Source organism: Arthrobacter sp. GmRoot5-12 (assembly GCF_059739365.1).
Window position 1 is genome coordinate 4001013 of sequence record NZ_AP046056.1, and the last position, 18241, is coordinate 4019253.

The 18241-nt window shown below is 65.0% G+C and carries 11 protein-coding genes; 5 read left to right on the forward strand and 6 right to left on the reverse strand.

Annotation, left to right across the window (positions count from 1 at the left end; translation table 11 throughout):
- Positions 1-8: 8 nt before the first annotated feature.
- Entirely contained in the window at positions 9-878 is an 870-nt protein-coding gene (locus AC6JAM_RS18605) for an aldo/keto reductase (RefSeq protein WP_056390445.1), read from the reverse strand.
- 19 nt (positions 879-897) lie between these two features.
- Positions 898-1863, reverse strand: coding sequence for a sugar-binding transcriptional regulator (locus AC6JAM_RS18610; RefSeq protein WP_018769294.1), 966 nt, complete (start codon positions 1861-1863; stop codon positions 898-900).
- Positions 1864-2029: 166 nt separating this feature from the next.
- Between AC6JAM_RS18610 and AC6JAM_RS18615 the strand changes: the two genes are divergently transcribed.
- The 3 genes from AC6JAM_RS18615 (at position 2030) to glpK (ending at position 6213) form a co-directional block, all read left to right on the forward strand.
- The gene (locus AC6JAM_RS18615; protein WP_056390442.1) at positions 2030-3814 is read left to right on the forward strand and encodes a glycerol-3-phosphate dehydrogenase/oxidase; all 1785 of its coding nucleotides are present in this window, start codon (positions 2030-2032) and stop codon (positions 3812-3814) included.
- A gap of 93 nt (positions 3815-3907) precedes the next feature.
- Entirely contained in the window at positions 3908-4657 is a 750-nt protein-coding gene (locus tag AC6JAM_RS18620) for an MIP/aquaporin family protein (RefSeq protein ID WP_026265770.1), read from the forward strand.
- Positions 4658-4698: 41 nt separating this feature from the next.
- On the forward strand, positions 4699-6213 hold the full coding sequence (gene glpK / locus AC6JAM_RS18625) for a glycerol kinase GlpK (RefSeq protein ID WP_018769291.1): 1515 nt from the start codon (positions 4699-4701) through the stop codon (positions 6211-6213).
- A 121-nt stretch (positions 6214-6334) separates the two neighbouring features.
- On the opposite strand, the gene AC6JAM_RS18630 is transcribed toward glpK, so the two are convergent.
- The 4 genes from AC6JAM_RS18630 to AC6JAM_RS18645 are packed head-to-tail and all read right to left on the reverse strand — an operon-like array spanning position 6335 to position 14031.
- Positions 6335-7234 (reverse strand): hypothetical protein, encoded by a 900-nt coding sequence (locus AC6JAM_RS18630; RefSeq protein ID WP_056390439.1) that lies wholly within the window; start codon positions 7232-7234, stop codon positions 6335-6337.
- Positions 7235-7275: 41 nt separating this feature from the next.
- On the reverse strand, positions 7276-10419 hold the full coding sequence (locus tag AC6JAM_RS18635) for an efflux RND transporter permease subunit (RefSeq protein WP_026265769.1): 3144 nt from the start codon (positions 10417-10419) through the stop codon (positions 7276-7278).
- Position 10420: 1 nt separating this feature from the next.
- Positions 10421-10873, reverse strand: coding sequence for an efflux RND transporter periplasmic adaptor subunit (locus tag AC6JAM_RS18640; protein ID WP_018769288.1), 453 nt, complete (start codon positions 10871-10873; stop codon positions 10421-10423).
- Positions 10873-14031, reverse strand: coding sequence for an efflux RND transporter permease subunit (locus AC6JAM_RS18645; RefSeq protein WP_497935529.1), 3159 nt, complete (start codon positions 14029-14031; stop codon positions 10873-10875). Before AC6JAM_RS18645 ends, AC6JAM_RS18640 begins: the two co-directional genes overlap by 1 nt.
- Positions 14032-14564: 533 nt before the next feature.
- Between AC6JAM_RS18645 and leuS the strand changes: the two genes are divergently transcribed.
- A complete protein-coding gene (gene leuS, locus AC6JAM_RS18650) occupies positions 14565-17090 on the forward strand; it encodes a leucine--tRNA ligase (RefSeq protein WP_056390433.1) in 2526 nt (841 codons plus the stop codon).
- 87 nt (positions 17091-17177) lie between these two features.
- Positions 17178-18197 carry a DegV family protein gene (locus AC6JAM_RS18655; protein WP_026265768.1) on the forward strand — a complete coding sequence of 340 codons (1020 nt, stop codon included), beginning with the start codon at positions 17178-17180 and terminating at the stop codon, positions 18195-18197.
- The last annotated feature ends 44 nt before the right edge of the window (positions 18198-18241 follow it).

The following is an 18241-nucleotide window of genomic DNA, read 5'->3' on the forward strand; positions in this document are numbered from 1 at the left end:
GCGCGGGCCTAGTTGACGTTGTCCGGGTGCGAGCCCGTCCGATGCCCGCGGTCCAGCGCGTTGATGGCCGCCAGGTCGCGTTCGGAGAGTTCGAAATTGAAGACGTTAAGGTTCTCCCGGATCCGCGCTTCGGAACTGGCCTTGGGAATGGCGATGTTCCCCAGCTGCATGTGCCAGCGAAGGATCACCTGCGCAGGCGTCCGGCCGTGCTCGGCGGCGCAGGCCTGGATCACCGGATCGGCCAGGACCTGGCCGCGGCCCAGCGGGCTCCACGCTTCTGTCCGGATGCCCAGGCCGGCGTGCTTGCTGCGCAGTTCCTCCTGCTGCAGCCACGGGTGCAGTTCGATCTGGTTGACGGCGGGAACCACCTCGGCACTTTGGAGCAGGCGGTCAAGGTGTGCCGGCTGGAAGTTGCTGACGCCAATGGCACGGACCCTGCCTTCGCGGTACAGCGTTTCCAGGGCCCGGTAGGTTTCCGGGAACAGGCCACGGCGTGGGCAGGGCCAATGGATGAGGTACATGTCCACGTAGTCCAGTCCCAGGTTGACCATGGAGTCGTCGAAAGCCCGCAGCGTGGCGTCGTAGCCGTGGTGGTCGTTCCACACTTTCGTGGTGATGAAGACGTCCTCCCGGCTCAGGGACGGCGACAGTTCCCCGGAGCCGCCGCTGCCTGTCCCGTCGCCCAACTGGGAACTGATGCCGCGGGCCACGCCGGTTTCGTTCCCGTACATGGCGGCGGTATCGAAGTGGCGGTAGCCGGCGGCGAGCGCGGTGGCCACGAGCCCTTCCGCCTCTGCTGGCGGCACCTTGTACAGCCCAAAGCCGAGCTGGTCTATCAGCACGCCGTTGTTCAGGCTGAGCCGGGGTGAGGTTCTCATGGCAACGACTCTACCCACTTCAGCTGGTCAGTCCCTCGTAATCGACTAGGCGGCGTGCGGTGGCTTCGTCCAGGATCAGGTCGGTGGCCAGCCTCGCTGCCAGGGCGCCGCGCAGGCCGTTGATCTTGGAAACCCCCGACACCACGCAGATCCTGCGGCGCACCTGCCGCAGCTGGGCAAGCGCCGGACCGGTGGACCTTTCGTTCAGGACGATCCCGTCGGAGGACCCGTCGGCGCGGAAGAAGACCGTGGCGACGTCACCCACCACGTCCGAGTTGGCAAGGGCGTTCAGGTCGTCCTCATCGAGGTACCCGCCCGCGTAGACGTGGCTGGGATAGTCGGCGTGCACGGAACCCACACCGAAGATGGCGATGCTCATCTTTGCCTGCAGCTCCAGCACGCGCTGCACGCTGCGTTCATTCCACATTGCCGTCTTGGTGGCGGCGTGGTCGAAGAAGGCCGGAACCGGGAACTGCTCCACCCGGGCTCCGTACGCGCTGCCGAACCTGCGCATGATGTCGCTGGCATAGGTAATGCCCGTGGTGTGCATGTTTCCGGCGCCGTTGAGCTGGACTATCACGCTGTCATGCGTGATTTTCCTGGTGAGGTGCCGGCTGACTGCACTGAGCGTTGATCCCCAGGCCACGCCGATAATGGCGTTGGAATCCACCAGGGGCCCGATGGTGCGCGCCGCCTGCATGGCCACGCGGTCGAGGGTTTCGGCTTCGTTGAGCGTGCCAAGGATGGGAACCACGTGGACATCAAGGTTGTACCGGCGGCGGATGATCCCTTCCAGTTCGGGTCCGGTGTCCAAAGGGTTGCGGATTTGGATCTGCACCAGGCCCGAATCCCGTGCGGACGACAAAAGGCGGGAAACCGTGGACCGTGACGTGCGCAGTTCACGCGCAATCGCGTCCATGGTGAGGTCCTGCAAGTAGTACATTTGTGCAGCTCGGAGGGCATCTGCGTCCCGTGAAAGTGCCATCTCACTTCCATTCTGCACGTTCGTGCATAGTCCTTGACTCCATTTTCCATTTCTCCGAACAATAGAGCAGAACGGCGGCGCTATCCAGTGCGTCCGCATCACACAAAGCCCCAAGGGAGTCGTTTTGGGACCCAAGGATTCAACTGTTCAACCCTCCTCTGTTTCAGTGCCCCGGCCGGGGGCCGGGCGCGCGTCCGTCCACAGCCTGCGGCAACGTCCGCACGCGAAGGTGCTGGTTGTTGGCGGTGGCATCAACGGAGTGGGCACCTTCCGTGATCTGGCACTCCAGGGCGTCGATGTCGCGCTCGTGGAACGCGGAGATTACTGCCAGGGCGCCAGCGGTGCGTCCTCGCACATGATCCATGGCGGAATCCGCTACCTCGAGAACGGCGAGTTCCGCCTGGTCCGGGAGTCCGTGGTGGAACGCAACCGCCTGCTCAGGATTGCGCCGCACTATGTCAAGCCGCTGCAGACAACCATCCCCATCTTCAGCACCTTCTCCGGCATCCTCTCGGCACCGCTGCGCTTCCTGACCCACAAGCAGCAGGGAAAGCCCAAGGAGCGTGGAGCGTTCCTCATCAAGGTGGGGCTTAGTCTCTACGATTCGTTCTCCAGGAACGGCGGGACGGTACCGCGGCACCAGTTCAGGACCCACAAGGCAGCCCTCGGGGAACTGCCCGCCCTGCGGCCCGACGTCAAATACACGGCCACCTACTTCGACGCGTCCGTCCACAACCCGGAGCGGCTGACCCTGGACGTCCTGCAGGACGGCGAAAAGGCCGGACGCGCCGGTAACGCGAGGGGCACCAGCGCACAGAGTGATACGGCCCGCGCCAGCAATTACCTGTCACTCCAATCCATGTCTGCAACCCCCAATCCGGGAACCGGCAGGGGAAGCACTGTCCGCCTTCGCGACGAACTGACCGGTGAGGAATTCGACTTCACGGCGGACATCATCGTCAACACCACCGGGGCCTGGGTGGACCACACCAACCAGGCAATGGGTGCGGCATCCTCGTTCATGGGAGGCACCAAGGGGTCCCACATCGTGCTGGACCACCCGGGCCTCCTCGCCGCCTGCCGCGGCCGGGAAATCTTCTTCGAGCACACCGACGGCCGGATCGTTCTCATCTACCCCATGGGCGACCGGGTTCTCGTGGGCACCACGGACGTTGACGCGGACATGTCGGAGGACGCCGTCTGCACCGACGAGGAGATCCAGTACTTCTTTGAACTGATCAACCACGTCTTCCCCTCGGTCGACGTCACACCAGAGGACATCGTGTACACGTTCTCGGGTGTCCGCCCCCTGCCCAGCCATGACGCCACCCAGCCCGGCTTCGTCTCACGTGATTACCGCATCGAACGCCGCGCGTCCGCACCTGAGGGGAGCGGCGCCGTCGTGCTGAGCCTGGTGGGCGGCAAATGGACCACCTTCCGTGCCCTTGCCGAGCACCTGACCAACGAGGTCCTCAGTGAACTCGGCGTGCAGCGCAAGGTGTCCACGGCGCAGCTCCCCATCGGCGGCGGCGCCGGTTTCCCTGCCGACGAAGCTGGCGTGCAGAAATGGATCAAGGCCCACATGGCCGGCGGCCGGGATGCAGACCGCACGGCCGGACTGCTGACCCGCTACGGGACCCGGGCCGAAGAGGTCATCGCCTACCTCGATGCCGAGCCCGACCACGCGCTGCGGTCCACCCGTGAACTGAGCGTCCGTGAACTGGAATTCATGGCGGCCAATGAGCAGGTGGGGCACCTGGTGGACGTCCTCATCCGGCGTACCTCCCTGGCCTTCCGCGGACTGGTTACCGGTGAACTCCTCAACGAAGTGGCGGAAGTCCTGTCCGTCCCGCTCCAGTGGGACGCGGCGGCGCGCGCCGCCGAGATCAAGCACGCACAGGACGTGCTGCAGCGTTTCCACCGCGTGGAAACGCACAGCCTGGTCGCCTAAGGCCAGGTTTCCGGCCGGGGCGTTACAGCGTCCCGGCCACACGGTCCTTCACCAGCGGAGGACCGACAACTAAACAAAGAAATGGAGTCAAAGATGTCTCTAGGAATAGTCTTCCTCTCCGAAGTCTTTGGCACGGGCATGCTGACCCTGTTGGGTTGCGGCGTCGTTGCCAACGTGGCTTTGCGGGGGACAAAAGGCAACAGTGGCGGCTTCCTGATGGTCACTTGGGGATGGGGCATTGCCGTCTTCTGTGGTGTCTTCGTCGCCGCCAAGTCGGGCGCGCACCTGAACCCTGCCGTCACGCTCGGCCTGCTGCTCAATGGCAAGGCTGAATATGCGCCGGGAGTCACCGTAGACTTCGCTTCCACCCTCACCTACTTCGGTGGCGAGATGGTGGGTGCATTCCTTGGTGCCGTGGTCTGCTGGCTGGCCTACAAGCAGCACTTCGACGACGAACCCGAGCCTGCCAGCAAGCTTGGGACCTTTTCCACCGGCCCTGCCATCCGGTCCACCCCATGGAACCTGATCACCGAAATCATCGGCACTTTTGTGCTGGTCTTCGTCATCCTCACCCTCGGCGGTACCCCCTCAGGGCTCGGCCCGCTGGCAGTAGCGCTGCTCGTGGTCGGTATCGGTGTTTCCCTCGGCGGCCCCACCGGCTACGCCATCAACCCTGCCCGTGACCTGGGACCGCGCATCGCCCACGCTGTGCTTCCCATCAAGGGCAAGGGCTCCAGCGACTGGAGCTATTCGTGGATTCCTGTGGTCGGCCCGCTTGTGGGCGGCGCCCTGGGTGGACTCGTCGCCCGGATTGTCCCGATCATCATCACGGCCGCTTCCTGACCCGTACTCATCACAGCCATTAACAAGACAAGGACGTCATCATGAACCAGTACGTAATCGCCATTGACCAGGGCACCACCAGCACCCGCGCCATCATCTTCGACCACAGCGGCGCCATAGTCTCCTCCGGCCAGATGGAACATGAGCAGATCTTCCCGCAGGCAGGATGGGTGGAACACGACGCCGCGGAAATCTGGAACAACACCCGTGAGGTCATCGGCTCGGCCCTCTCCAAGGCGAACCTGACGCGGCACGACATTGCCGCCGTCGGCATCACCAACCAGCGTGAAACAGCCGTCGTGTGGGACAAGACCACAGGCAAGCCGGTGTACAACGCCATCGTGTGGCAGGACACCCGCACCCAGGACATCGTCGACGAACTGGGCAGGGACGGCGGCGCGGACCGTTTCAAACAAAAGGTGGGCCTGCCGCTGGCCACCTACTTCTCCGGCACCAAGATCAAATGGATCCTGGACAACGTTGACGGCGCCCGTGAAAAGGCAGAGGCCGGGGACCTGGTGTTCGGCAACACCGACGCCTGGGTCCTCTGGAACCTCACGGGCGGCGTGGACGGCGGTGTCCACGTCACCGATGTCACCAACGCCTCCCGGACCCTGTTCATGGACCTCGAAACCCTGCAGTGGGACGACGAAATCCTCGGGATCTTTGGCGTGCCGCGAAGCATGATGCCGGAGATCAAGTCCTCCTCAGAGGTTTACGGCACCGTCCACAGCTCGCAGCTGCTGCGGGAAACGCCGGTGGCGGGCATCCTGGGCGACCAGCAGGCCGCCACATTCGGCCAGGCCGCCTTTGAAGCAGGAGAAGCCAAGAACACCTACGGCACCGGCTGCTTCCTGATCTTCAACACGGGCGAGGAAATTGTCCACTCGAAGAACGGGCTGCTGACCACCGTGGGCTACAAGCTGGGCGATGCCAAGCCGCACTACGCCCTGGAAGGTTCAATCGCCGTGACCGGCTCGCTGATCCAGTGGCTGCGCGACAACCTGGGCATGATCAGCAGCGCCCCCGAGGTGGAAACCCTGGCCGCATCCGTCAAGGACAACGGCGGCGTCTACATCGTCCCCGCGTTCTCCGGCCTCTTCGCCCCGTACTGGCGCTCCGACGCGCGGGGGGCCATCGTGGGCCTGACCCGGTTCGTTAACAAGAACCATATCGCCCGGGCAGCCCTGGAGGCCACGGCATTCCAGACCCGCGAGGTGCTTGACGCCGTCAACGCGGACTCCGGCGTTCCGCTGACCGAACTGAAGGTCGACGGCGGCATGGTCGCCAACGACGCATTGATGCAGTTCCAGGCGGACATCCTCGGCGTCCCGGTGATCAGGCCCAAGGTCATCGAGACCACGGCGCTGGGGGCAGCCTACGCGGCTGGCCTGGCTGTTGGCTTCTGGAAGGACCTGGGCGAGTGCTCGGCCAACTGGTCCGAGGACAAGCGCTGGGAACCGCAGATGGACAAGGCCGAACAGGACCGCCAGATGCGGCTCTGGAAGAAGGCTGTCACCAAGTCCATGGACTGGGTCGACGAGGACGTGCGCTAGGCAGCACTCTCTGCGGCCCGGACAGCAGTGGACAATCCGGGCAGCAGTGAAAAGGGAGGGCGGCATTGGTGCCGCCCTCCCTGTTCACGGGCTCCGGTCAGGAGATGTCCGGTTCCGAGGCTCAATCGCAGAGTTGGGCCCGCGGTGTCTTCGCGTAAACGCTCCTGCTGACCTCGTAGCCCCTCGCGTCCTGCTCCAGGGCCTCCTCATTGACACGGGCGAAGTGCCGGGCATCCAGCTGCCGCACTTTCACCAGATCCATGAATTCCTGGTCGGAACCGCCCACTGCAGTGACCTTCACCAGCCCGGTTCCGGCTGAATAGAACTTTCGCTGATGCCCGGCGTCAGGTGGTTCCAGAGGGTTGAATTCATCGATCACCAGCACGTCGTTGTAGCAGCCCGTAGGAACACAAACGTGCTGGTCCTGCTTGAAGACTTGCCCGCAGTCAAGGAAATCCACCTTCGGTGCGTACGCCTGCACATACGGAGGAGTATCTGTCCGGGGCGTGGCCTTCATTGCGATACCGGCCTGCGCCTTCGCGATGCCGCTGATGAAGGTGCTTGGTGCGCCGGCCAACTTGCCGTTTTCGTATTCCTCGGGGTATTCGCCGAACAGCCAGACGGCGCCGCTGGTGCTCTGCGCGAAGAACGCCAGCTCGGATTCGACCAGTTCGCCGTTGTCATAATCGCGGTCCCACACCACCTGCGTGGTGATGCCGTCAATCACTTTCGTCAGCCCTGTCACGGTGCTGACCACGCTGTGCGCGTGGACGCCGTCCGAAGAGGACACCTCCCCAGTGGTTGTGAATTGCATGCCCGGCTTGAGCGGGAACCATTTGTTGTCGATATGCGGTTTTGTCTGGAAATCAGAAGGGTCGAAGTTGATCGCAGAGCCGGGACCGCAGAGCTCCGGTGGTTGTTGTGCCGCGGCCGCGGTGGCGGCGGACGTCACGGTGAGCGTCGCCAGGACAAGCATGAGCGTGGAACCGTATGCGGTGAATCGCTTTTGTCGATGGAACATGGCCGGCCTTTCGTTGTGAGTGGGTTTTGTGCACCCTGCCGCTATCCAGCGGGGGCTGGTTCCGGGTTGGGGCGGCGAGTGCCGCGGGCCGGGCGCCGCTTGGCGAAGCGGAGGTACAGCGACGGCACAATGAAGAGGTTCAGCAGGGTGGACGTGACGAGGCCGCCCAGGATGACCACTGCCATGGGGTGTTCGATTTCGTGGCCCGGGACATTCCCCATGACCACCAGGGGCACCAGGGCCAATCCGGTTGCCAGGGTGGTCATGAGGATCGGGGACAGCCGCTCCGCTGCCCCGCGCAGCACCAGGTCACGGCCAAAGGTCTCACCCTCGTCCCTTTCCAGATGCTGGCAGTGGCTGATGAGCAAAATGCCGTTGCGCGCAGCGATACCCATCACCGTCAGGAAGCCCACAACCGAGCCCAGGGAAAGGATCCCGCCGGACATGAAGGCGGCGAAAACCCCGCCCACCAAGGCGATCGGCAGGGTCAGAAGGGACAGTACGGCGAGCCGCCAGCTCCGGAATGATGTTTGGAGGAGCAGGAGGATCAGGACGAGGGCAGCGGCGGCGAAAATCATCAGGCGGTTCGTGGCCGCCTCGCGTTCGGTGTATTCGCCAAGCAGCTGCACGCTGTAACCGGCCGGCAGGTCCAGGGTGTCAAGGCGTTGCTGCAGCTCGCGGGCGACGTTGCCGAGGTCTGCGCCCGATGCCAGGAACGATCCAACTTCAACGCGGCGCGATCCGTTGGTACGGTCAATCTGGTTCGGCACCGGCTGAAGGGCCACGGTGGCCAGATCAGCGAGGCGGACCCGCTGGCCGGTGGGCGTGTCGATCGGCAGGTCTTCGATGCTGGTAACGCTGGACCGGGTGGCGGGAGTGCTCCAGACGTGGACGTCGTAGGCACGTCCGTCGCGGAAGACGTCGCCTACCTCCTCGCCAGCCACGAGCGTGGCTGCCGCACGTCTCACATCGCCAGGTTTCAGTCCGTATTTCTGTGCCTGGGCCAGGTTGACCGTGACAGAGATCTGCGGGACCTCAACCTCAAGGGAGACATGGGCGTCCTGGGTGCCGTGGATGCCGTCCAGGATGTCTTTGACCCGTTGGGCCTGTTCACGCAGCACGTTGAGGTCATCCCCGTAAACGCGGACGAGGATCGGCTCACTGGCTCCCGTGAGGACCTCTTCGATCCGTTCCTTCAGGTAGGTCTGGACGTCCCGGTGCAGGCCGGGATACCCGTTGACAACGTCCTGCACGGCGGCGAGCGTCTCGTCGTAGTTGGCGTGACGGTCAATGCTGATCCAGTGCTCGCCCGCGTTGACGCCAACAATCTCGTCGGCGGTGAAGGCCTGACCAATGTGTGTACCGCAATTCAGGACGCCGGGCACTTTGAGGAACTCCTCGCAGCCGCGCTGCGAGATCCGATATTCCTCCGCGGCTGACGTTCCCGGCTGTGAGACCCAGTGCATCAGGAAGTCCCGTTCCTTGAAAGTGGGGAACAGGGATGAGCCCAGGAGGGGTGCTATCGCCAAACCTGCCAGGGCGACGACTCCGAATCCCGCGTAGCCGTAGCGGGGCCGCTTCATCATGCCTGACAGGACCGCGTGGTAGCCGCGCTTGAGCACGCGGACGAGGGGAGCGTCACGCTCCTCCAGTTTGGCGTTACCGAGGAGGATCAGTGCCAGGGCCGGAGTGACCGTCAGCGCCACCAGCATTGAGGCGAGTACTGCCAGCGTGTAGGTGATTGCCAGCGGCCGGAAGAAGACGCCCGTCAGTCCATCCAGGAAGAAGATGGGTACTGCCGCCACCACAATGATCAGGGTGGCATAGACGATGGGGCTCCGCATCTCGAGCGAGGCTTTCAACACCACCGAGGACGTGGATTCGCCGCTGCCCCGGGCGCGGTGCTGCCGCAGCCGCCGCATGATGTTTTCGACGTCGATGATGGCGTCATCGACCACGACCCCGACCGCAATGACCAGCCCCGCAAGGACCATCGTGTTGATCGAACTCGCGGTGAAATACAGGACCAGGGCAGCTGTGAGCAATGACAGCGGAATCGCGATGAGGCTGATGAGGGCTGTCCGCCATTGGAAGAGGAAAGCGCCCAGGATCAGGACGACGAGCAGGCAGCCGAGCAGCAGGGCCAGGCTGAGGTTGGAGATGGATTCCTCCACAAAGCTTGCCGGGCGGAAGATAGTGGTGTCGAAGCTGATTCCACTCAAGCCGGGCTGCAACTCATGCAGGGCCTCCTCAACGCCCTTGGTCACGTCCAGGGTGTTGCCCCAGGGCAGTTTCTCGACAATGAGCATGAGCCCATGGCCGCTATTGATGACGGCGTCACCGATGAGTGGCTGGTGGTCTTCCACTACTTGGGCTACGTCGCCAAGGTGGAGGGGCACGCCGTCCTTTTCACGGATCGTCACCTGGGCCAGGTCGGCGGGAGTCTTTATCGGCTGGACGTGCCGAACCCCCATTCTCTGGTTGGGGCTGTCAATAAAGCCCCCGGTGCCGATGAACCTTCCGGGCGAGTACCTGAGCAGGCCTGCGTCGAGGGCGCCGGCGGTGACTTCCATGACCTGGTTGAGGGAAACGTCCTGGGCTTTGAGCTTGTCGGGTTCCACCTGCACCTGCAGCATCTGGAGCCGTTCCCCCCAAATTGCCACGTTGGCCACACCGGGAACCCGCAGGAGTCGGGCCCGGATGGTCCAGTAGGACAGCATGGACATCTCAATGAGCGAGTGCTCGGATGACGTCATTCCTATCTTCATCACCCTGCTCGTGGCGGACAGCGGCTGCAGCATGACCGGCGGGGCCGCCCAGGTCGGCAGCGCCGCTGTCACGGACGCCATGCGTTCCGAGACCTGCTGGCGGGCGTTGAGCAGGTCGGTGCCCGGATGGAAGAGCAACACGATCGAAGACAGCTGCGCAACGGATTTGGACCGCAGCTCGTCCAGTCCCGGCATGCCGCCTACCGCTGCCTCGATGGGAACGCTGACCAGCTCTTCGACTTCCTGGGCAGTCAGGCCAAGGCACGCGGTCTGGATTTCGACCCGGGGTGGGGCGAATTCGGGAAAGACGTCCACGGACGCGGCACCCAGCTGCAGGGATCCGAGCAGCATGACCGCACACGCGATGGCGACGACGATCGTCCTAAACCTGAGGCTGACCCCGATTATCCAGCGCATGTCACTGGGCCGTGTCGAATTCCGCGCCAAAAAGCTCCTCAGCGCCCGTGGTCACCACCGTTGTGCCGGGAGGCGGCCCGTCGCCCAACTGCGCAACATCGGCGTTGATGCGTTCGACGGTGATTGGCGCGCGGACGTAAACCAGGGGCTCGGGGTTGGTGTAGACCCACGTCTTGCCGGTGCTGTCATACAGGATGGCCGCATAGGAGACGGTGAGCTTCCCGGTCTGGGGGTCCGTCGCCACCTGGACAGTGGTAAGCCCAAGGCGTTGGACAGCGTGATCGGTGAGCGTGATGCGGTGAAGGTCCGTTCCCGGCACCGTGGCAATGGCCGCCGGGTCGTTGGCTGACGCCGCTTCGGACACTTGGGCGCACCCTGCAACCAGGAGTGACAGGAACGCCGCGATAATGAGGGCTGCGTGCTTCCTGGCGGGCCCTGCTGGAATGGATTTCATCACACAACCTGGTTTTCAGTAGGTTCATAGGTGGCGTGGCCGTCGCTGTGTGCTGGTGCCTTCGGCGCGAAGGCGAGCAGTACGGCGGGTACCACGAACAGGGTGGACAGGGTGGAGGTCAGCAGGCCGCCCCAGATGATCACGGCAAGCGGTTGAATGATTTCCGTTCCTGCCACGCCGCCGAACAGGACGAGGGGCACAAGTGCAAGTGCCGTCATCCCGGCCGACATCAACGTCGGACCCAGCCTGTCCCTCGCCGCATGGACCACCAGGCCAGGCATCGGCACGTCGCCGCCCCGGGCCTGTAGTGTCCGGACGCGTTCCGCCATCAGCAGGGTGCCCCGGGCCGCGATCCCCAGCACGACGGCGAACGCCACCAGTGCGACCAGGGAATTTACCGCCCCGGTAACCAGGGCGGCAAGCACGCCTCCGGAGAGCGAAAGGACCAGGCACAGGGCGAGCGGGACGGCGAGCCGCCAGCTTCCGGCAGCAGTCTGCAGAAGCACCAGGATGCCGGCCGCGGCAATGGCTCCGAGCAACCAGAGCCACTGGATGTTGCTTTGCTGCTGGGCATACTGCGTGAGGATTTCGGCGTGGTACGACACCGGGAACTGCATCTTTTGGAGGCCCGCATTAATGTCGTTTTGGATGTCGCTCAGGGGCCGGCCCTGGATATCGGCTTTCACGTCAAGGCGGCGATAGGTGTCATCGTGAAGAATGACGGACTCGTTTCCGACCATATTGACCTGGGCGACGTCGCCCAGGCGGGCATGCCCGCCGCTGGGGGTGTCGATGATCAGGTCACGAACGCTGTCCAGGCTGTTCCGCGTGGACGGGACCCCCTTGACGATGACCGAGAAGACCTTCTGCTGTTCGTAGAGGTTGCCCACTTCGATACCTTGCACCAAGGCGGCCGCAGCGCGTCGAACATCCCCGGGGGCGACGCCGGCCTTCTGCGCCTTGGCAAGATCAACCGTGACCTCGGCAATGGGCTGCTCGGGGGGAACGTCAACATGGGCGTTCGCAATGCCGGCGGTGTGTTCCAGAATCTGCTGCACCTCCGACGCCTTCTGCCGCAGGATCGCGGGGTCCAGGCCGTAGACCCGGACGGCGAATCCGCTGTCCGCAGCGTCCCGGATCGCGTCGAGGCGCTCCTGGGGATAGGTCGATACCTTGCTGGTCAGCCCGGGGTAGCCGGCAATGACCTGCTTGACGGCGGCAGCAGTATCCCTGAAGGACGCATCGTGTGCCACGCTGACCCAAAGTTCACCCGAACTTACGTCACCGACCTGGTCGGAGGTGATGGCCCGGCCAACGTGGCCTCCCACATTGGCCACGCCGGGCACGCCGCGCAGCTCGCCCGCCGCCGCCTCCGTGATCCGGCTCATTTCCTGGTCCGAGGTACCAGCGATCGCGCTCCAGTGCACCACCAGGGTCTTGTCCGCCATTACCGGCACCACGGGGTGGCCGGCTGCCAGCTGGGGCATCAAGGCCAGCCCCGCCAGCGCCACAACGGCGGAAGCAGCGAACATCCATTTAGCCCCTCCCCTCAGGCGGACCAGGAGCCGGCCGTAGCCCACCTCGAGCCGCTTCAGCGACCGGCGTTCCCGCGGCGCGTTCAACGCTCCGGGGAGGACGAACACCAGCGCGGCTGTGACGGCCAGCGCCACGATCATCGAGACTGCCAGGGCAAGCAGGTAGGCCAGGACAAGTGGACCGAAAAGGGCTCCATTCTCACCTGTGAAGAAGAATGCCGGCATCGTGGCCAGCGCCATGATCAACAGCGAGTAGAGAATCGGAGTACGAACCGAGCGAAGGGCCTCCGGAATCAGGCCCGAGCCCCGCTGGGTATCGTGCAGCGCGTCCCCGCGTTTCCTGGCGGAAAGGTTCGCCGCCACCACCCCACTGAGGTCCTCGGCGACGTCGCCCACGATAACCGCGAGGGCGAGCACCATGCCCGCGAACACCATGGAGTTCATCCCGACCCCGCGCCAGTACAGGACAAGGGCCGCCGCGGTGAGTGCCACCGGGATGGTGACCAGGCTGATGACAGCGGCACGCCATGACCGGAAGAACGCCCAGAACATCGCGACGATGACCAGCAATGTGATGAGAAGGCCGACGCCGATTACGCCGACTTCCTCCTCGATGAAGGACGCCTGCCGGTAAACGGTGGTGTCCACCTGTACCCCGGGCAGGCCCGGCTGGAGTGCGCGCAGTGCCTCGTCCACGCCCCGCGTCACGTCCATGGTGTTGGTCTCGGGGAATTTCTCGATCACCAGGAGGAGCTCGGTTTCCTTGCTCAGGAGGGCATCGCCGATCAGTGGCTGGTGGTCCGTTTGAACCGTGGCGACGTCCTTAAGGAGGAGGTTCCCCGCCGGACTGTCCAATGGAACCTGACCCAGGTCCTGGGGAGTGGTGATTGGCAGGACGTGCTGGACGCCGATCCGCTGGTGTCCGGTCTCGAAGAAGCCGCCCGTTCCCGGGGTGGAGGCCTCCAGGTAGCTCAGCGGTGATACCCATACTGAGTTGCCGGTGGTCTTGATGACATCGTCCAGCGTGACGCCTTTGGCTGCAAGCTGACCCGGATCCACCAGGACCTGCAGTTGCTGATCCCGTTGGCCCCAGATGGCCACGTTGGCGACACCAGGCACCGCCAGGAGGCCTGGCTTCATCGTCCAGCGGGCCAGGACAGACATGTCGATGGCCGACATGTCCTTTGACGTGAGCTTGATCATCATCACCCGGCTGGTGGATGAGAGCGGCTGCATGAGGACCGGCGCTGCTGACACGTTCGGCAGTGCGCGGGCCTGGGTAAGGCGCTCAGAGACCAGCTGGCGTGCCCGGAAAAGGTCAGTCCCCGGCTTGAAGACCATCTGGATCGAGGACAGCCCGGGGAGGGACTTGGATCGGATCGCCTCCACCCAGGCAACGCCGTTCAGCAGGTCGGCCTCCATCGGGGAGGTGACGAGCTGTTCCACCTCGGCGGCCGAGAGCCCCAGGGCCTCCGTCTGGATCTCCACCTGCGGCGGGGCGAATTCCGGATAGGCATCAACGGACATGCCCGGCAAACTTGATAACCCAAAAGCGAGAATTCCCGCAGCCAATGCCAGGACCAACAACCGGAACTGGACAGCCCAGCGAATTATGGCGGTCATGACCAGTACCACGGTGATTGCCTGGCCCACAACCCGGGAGCTTCGGTGCGGACCTTTACTTTTGCGGGGGCGAAGCTGCTGTCCGCCAGTTGTCGTGCGGGAAATCTACGCCAAGAACACATTTCGGGCTCCTCGACCTGAGACCGTTCAGTACCCCGCAGACTTGCCATCACTGTGGACCGCATAGCATAACTTGGCAAGAGTACTTAGCCCCTCAACTTTGCGGCTCCGGCAGTAGGGGGAGCACCCAATTCGGGGGGTGGTGGCTTTAGGGGGATGCGGGCTCCGGCGTGTGCCCTCATCGGCTGGGCGGTAATCCGGCACTTGTTTACACTGGGGGTGCGCTAAAGTAGAGCCATGCGTGCGATCCTTCTGCTTAGTTAGCCGCCGGCTCCGGATATCGGATAGCTGAGCGGCAGCCCCTCCCTTGGCGAGGGGCTTTTGTGTGTCCGGGGTATGGCGCCGGGCCGGCAGCAGGAGGATCAGGCCGTTATGGCAGCACCGATGCCGTAACAGAACAGAAGAGGGCAGCAGTGGGCGTTCAGCCGGAGACAGAGACCGGAACAGCAACAACAGTATCGGCGGAGCCTGAGGAGGGCACCTACAGTTTCACCGCCATGGAGGCCAAATGGCCCCAGGTGTGGGAGGACCTCAAGGTCTTCACCCCGGTGGATGACGGGTCCCGGGAGCGCCGCTACGTGCTTGACATGTTCCCGTACCCGTCCGGTGACCTGCACATGGGCCACGCCGAAGCGTTCGCCATGGGTGACGTCGTGGCCCGCTACCTGCGCCAGAAGGGGTACGACGTCCTGCACCCCATCGGCTGGGACTCCTTCGGCCTGCCCGCGGAGAACGCTGCCATCAAGCGCAACGCCCACCCCAGCGAGTGGACCTACGCCAACATCGACACCCAGGCAGCGTCCTTCAAGCGGTACGCCATCTCCGCCGACTGGTCGCGCCGCCTCCACACCTCCGACCCCGAGTACTACCGCTGGACCCAGTGGCTGTTCAAGCGCTTCTACGAGCGCGGGCTGGCCTACCGGAAGAACTCCCCGGTCAACTGGTGCCCCAAGGACCAGACCGTCCTGGCCAACGAGCAGGTGGTCAACGGCGCCTGCGAGCGCTGCGGCACCACCGTGACCAAGAAGTCGCTCAACCAGTGGTACTTCAAGATCACCGACTACGCGGACCGCCTGCTGGATGACATGGACGAGCTGCGCGGCCACTGGCCCGAGCGCGTCCTGGCCATGCAGAAGAACTGGATCGGCCGGTCCGAGGGTGCCCACGTCAACTTCGTGATCGAGGCCGACGGCGGCAAGCCCGCCAAGGAGGTCACGGTCTTCACCACCCGCCCGGACACCCTGTACGGGGCAACCTTCTTCGTGGTGGCTGCCGACGCGCCGCTCGCCGTCGAACTTGTCACGGACGACCACGCAGCTGCCCTGGACGAATACCGTGAACGGGTCAAGGCGCTCTCCGAGATCGAACGCCAGTCCACCGAGCGCGAAAAGACCGGTGTCTTCACCGGCCGCTACGCCATCAACCCGCTGAACGGCGAAAAACTGCCGGTCTGGGCTGCCGACTACGTCCTGGCCGACTACGGCACGGGCGCCATCATGGCCGTGCCCGCGCATGACCAGCGGGACCTCGACTTCGCCCGCGCGTTCAACCTGCCGGTCCGCGCCGTCCTGGACACCGGCGAAGAGGATCCCGCCGTCTCGGGCACCGCCACCTCGGGGGAGGGCACCCTGATCAACTCCGGCGAGCTCGACGGACTGCCCAAGGCCGAGGCCATCCCGGCGGCCATCACCATCCTGGAGCGGCAGGGCACCGGCGAGAAGTTCGTGAACTTCCGGCTCCGCGACTGGCTCCTGAGCCGGCAGCGGTTCTGGGGCACCCCCATCCCCATCATCCACTGCCCGTCCTGCGGCGAAGTCCCCGTTCCCGATGAGCAGCTGCCCGTGACCCTTCCCTCGGACCTCCGCGGCGAGGACCTGGCCCCGAAGGGCACCTCGCCGCTGGCCGCGGCCGAGTCCTGGGTCAACGTCGAATGCCCCACCTGCCACGGCCCTGCCAAGCGGGACACCGACACCATGGACACGTTCGTCGACTCCTCCTGGTACTTCCTGCGCTTCGTCTCCCCGCACTACACCGGGGGCCCCTTCGATCCGGAGAAGATCAACGACTGGATGCCCGTGGGCCAGTACGTCGGCGGTGTGGAGCACGCCATCCTCCACCTGCTGTACGCCCGCTTCTTCACCAAGGTCATCCACGACCTGGGCATGATCGACGCCGACGAACCCTTCAGCGCCCTGCTGAACCAGGGCCAGGTACTCAACGGCGGCAAAGCCATGAGCAAGTCGCTGGGCAACGGCGTGGACCTCGGCGAGCAGCTCGACAAGTACGGCGTGGACGCGGTCCGGCTGACCATGATCTTCGCCTCCCCGCCGGAGGACGACGTCGACTGGGCCGATGTTTCGCCGTCGGGCTCGGCGAAATTCCTGGCCCGCGCCTGGCGCCTGGCGCAGGACGTGGCCAGCGGGCCCGGCGTGGACGCCACCACCGGCGACCGCGCGCTGCGGTCGGTAACGCACCGCACCATCGCGGACGCCGCTGAACTGCTGGACGCCAACAAGTTCAACGTGGTGGTGGCCAAGCTGATGGAGCTGGTCAACGCCACCCGCAAGGCCATTGACTCCGGCGCAGGGGCGGCGGATCCGGCGGTCCGCGAAGCCGCTGAAGCCGTCGCCGTGATCCTCAGCCTCTTCGCGCCATACACCGCCGAGGACATGTGGAACCTGCTGGGCCACCCGGCGTCGGTGGCCAACGCAGGCTGGCCCGCCCACGATCCCGCGCTCCTGGTCCAGGACACGGTCACCGCCGTTGTCCAGGTGCAGGGCAAGGTCCGTGACCGGCTTGAGGTGTCCCCGGACGTCTCCGAGGATCAGCTCCGCGAGCTGGCCCTGGCGTCCGACAACGTCCAGCGCGCCCTTGACGGCCGCGGCATCAGGACAGTCATCGTCCGTGCGCCTAAGCTGGTCAACATCGTCCCGGCATAAGCGCTGCACCCTGCAGCACGCACCGGCCGCCGGAAGTTTTCCGGCGGCCGGTGCTGACTGATCCGGACACCGTCTCCAGGAGGCCCCTTGCCCGACAGTAATGCCGCTGCCTGGCCATGGGTCCGTGCACGGCTGTCAGGCCTCCGTCCCGGGGCGCGTCCGGGGACGCGGCGGGCGGCCGGGAGCGCTGAGGTGCGCACAGCCGTCGTCACTGATTCCGCTGCCGCCCTGCCTGCGGACTATGCAGGCAGGCTGCCGCGGGACGGCATCCTGACCGTGACACCCATGCCCGTCATGGTGGGCCGGGAAATCTACGGCGAGGGTGAAGACGACATCCTCGAGACCATCGCCGTGGCGCTGGCCTCCGGAACGCAGGTCAAAACATCCAGGCCGTCACCGGGCCAATTTGAGCAGGCGTACCGCGCGGCCGAACTCCGGGGATTCCAGGCGGTCGTTTCCGTCCATATCTCCGGGGAACTTTCCGGCACTGCCGACGCGGCCCGGCTTGCTGCGGCAAAGGTGGGGATCCCCGTGGAGGTGGTGGATACCCGAACCGTGGGCATGGCACAGGGGATGGCCGTGCAGGCTGCCGTGGAGGCAGCCGCCGCCGGCGCCGACCATGCCGGGGTTGCTGCCGCGGCAGCGGCCCAGGCAGCCCGCACCAAGGTCTTCTTCTACGTCCCCAGCCTGGAACAACTGCGGCGGGGCGGACGGATCGGCGCCGCGGCCTCGCTGCTGGGCACCATGTTTGCCATCAAACCTATCCTTGCGGTCGACGGCGGCAGGATCGTCCCGCTGGAGAAGGTGCGGTCAGGTGCCAGGGCCGTGGCGCGCCTTGAGGAAATCGTGGTGGCCGAAGCGGCGGCGCGTCCGGGAGAGGCCGTGCGCCTGGCCGTCCATCATTTCGGGAACTCCGAAGAGGCGGAGAGCCTGGCCGCGCGGCTGGAAGCGGCACTTCCCGAATGCCCGCCCGCCCAGATCAGTTCCCTCCCGGCAGTCCTCGCTGCCCATGCGGGCCTCGGCGTCCTTGCGGTCATCGTGGGCAGGACGGCCGCCGATGGGGGGACGGACGGCGGACCGGGCGCCGAAGCGCACCTTTCCACATAGCCTCTTTGCCGGCTGCCGGTCGGCGGACCGTGTTCCTAGGGTGG